The 1,778-nt window shown below is 59.1% G+C and carries 2 protein-coding genes and 1 pseudogene; all 3 read left to right on the forward strand.

The genetic code is table 11. The features are described 5' to 3' along the window. Positions 1 to 111, forward strand: a pseudogene (locus ACFPOU_RS23845) (transposase); the annotation flags it as partial. A 230-nt stretch (positions 112 to 341) separates the two neighbouring features. After that, a complete protein-coding gene (locus ACFPOU_RS09250) occupies positions 342 to 518 on the forward strand; it encodes a hypothetical protein (RefSeq protein WP_379719744.1) in 177 nt (58 codons plus the stop codon). Beyond that, the gene (locus ACFPOU_RS09255) at positions 519 to 1,703 is read left to right on the forward strand and encodes an IS110 family RNA-guided transposase (protein ID WP_379719752.1); all 1,185 of its coding nucleotides are present in this window, start codon (positions 519 to 521) and stop codon (positions 1,701 to 1,703) included. It begins immediately after the preceding gene. Positions 1,704 to 1,778: the final 75 nt, after the last annotated feature.

Consider the following 1,778-nt stretch of genomic DNA (forward strand, 5'->3'; position numbering starts at 1 on the left):
ACCACGCCCTCTGCGGCACCGGGGAGCCGTACTGTTCCCGAGCTCGAGGCGGAAAACGCGAAGCTGCGCAAGGAGCTCGCCGAAGCCCGTATGGAGCGAGATATCGTAAAAAACCGCCCCACACGGTCCGCCGTGGCCCTCATGAATAGAAACTCCGGGCGAGTACACTGGATGCAAGCAGGACCGTGACCGAACGCTTTTTGGAGGCACAGACCCCGTCAAAAAACCTGGTCCAGGGGAAGCTGCGGACTCATATGTGGCGGCGCCGCCTGGCGACCCCGTTTAGGAAGTTGATCAATTCCGAGTCCCCGTCCTGCGCTTGACTATCCAGGAGGTGGACCATGCCAAACGAGCGTTCACGATCCAAGCCCAGTGGGCTGCCGATCATTCATCCCTTTGCAGCCGGTATCGATATCGGCTCACGATTCCACGTCGCCGCCGTCAGCCCGGATCTGTGCGACGAGCCAGTTCAAACTTTTCAGGCTTTTACCAGTGATTTGGAGCGCATGGCCAGTTAGCTGGTCGCGACTGGAACAAAAACGGTCGTGATGGAATCGACCGGCGTCTATTGGGTTGCTGCCTTCGAGGTACTCGAGTCGCACGGGCTGGAGGTCATTCTGGCCAACGCCCGCGAAGCACGTGCCGTCCCTGGTCGAAAGAGCGACGTCAACGATGCCCAGTGGCTGCAGCGTCTGCATGCCTGCGGTTTGCTTCGTGCGAGCTTCCGTCCTGGCCGTGATATCGCCGAGTTGCGTGCCTATCTTCGCGCACGCGAGAAGCACACTGACTACGCCGCTGCGCATATCCAACACATGCAGAAGGCGCTGACCTTCATGAACATCCAGCTCCATCACGTTATCTCCACGATCACCGGCGCCACGGGCATGAAGATCATCCGTGCCATCGTCGCTGGCGAGCGCAATCCCGATACGTTGGCGGCAATGCGCGATGTGCGCTGCAAAGAAAGCCTTGAGACCATCCGCAGCGCCCTGGTAGGAAATTACCAACCCGAGCACGTATTCGCGCTGAAGCAGGCACTTGCCCTCTACGATTTCTATCAGCAGTGTATCGACGAATGCGACGTGGAAATCGAACGTACGGTGGCTGGTCTGAACATCGGGAAAACTACGCCGGATGCGCCGCTGCCCAAAGCCAAGCATCGCAGCAAATTGCCGAGCGATCCCAAGTTTGACGCGCGGAGCGCGTTGTACAAGCTGACCGGTACCGATCTAACCCAAATTCACGGTGTCGGCCCATTTCTGGCACTACGCTTCATTGGCGAATGCGGCACGGACTTTAGCCGATGGCGCAGTGCGAAACACTTCACCTCATGGCTGACCCTATCACCCGGCTGTAAAATCAGCGGTGGCAAGGTGCTCTCGGCGCATACGCGCAAGACCAGCAGCCGACTCACCGTCGCGATTCGGCTGGCAGCTGTCACGGTTGGGCGAAGCAACACCGCACTCGGCGCATTCTACCGACGCCTCGCGGGACGTATTGGTACGGCCAAAGCGGTAACGGCCACCGCCCGCAAGATTGCAGTCCTGTTCTATAACGCGATGCGATATGGAATGGATTACCGAGACCCGGGCGCGGACCACTACGAACAGCAGTACCGCGACCGAGTCATCAAGCAGCTGCATCGTCGTGCCGCTCAGTTCGGCTTCGCTCTGCAAAAGCAGGAGTCAACAGCCGACGTGTGAGTTTCTTAGGAAGGCGGCAGCGTACTTTGCGCGGGAGTCGCTGCCAAGTACGCGGTAATGAAGACAATGCGACTC

This window comes from Massilia jejuensis (assembly GCF_042656795.1).
Lineage (GTDB): Bacteria > Pseudomonadota > Gammaproteobacteria > Burkholderiales > Burkholderiaceae_D > Telluria > Telluria jejuensis.

Bases quoted from the DNA above. Each gene is read 5' to 3' on its own strand.
- ACFPOU_RS09250 (WP_379719744.1), top strand. From the start codon at position 342: ATGCCAAACGAGCGTTCACGATCCAAGCCCAGTGGGCTGCCGATCATT.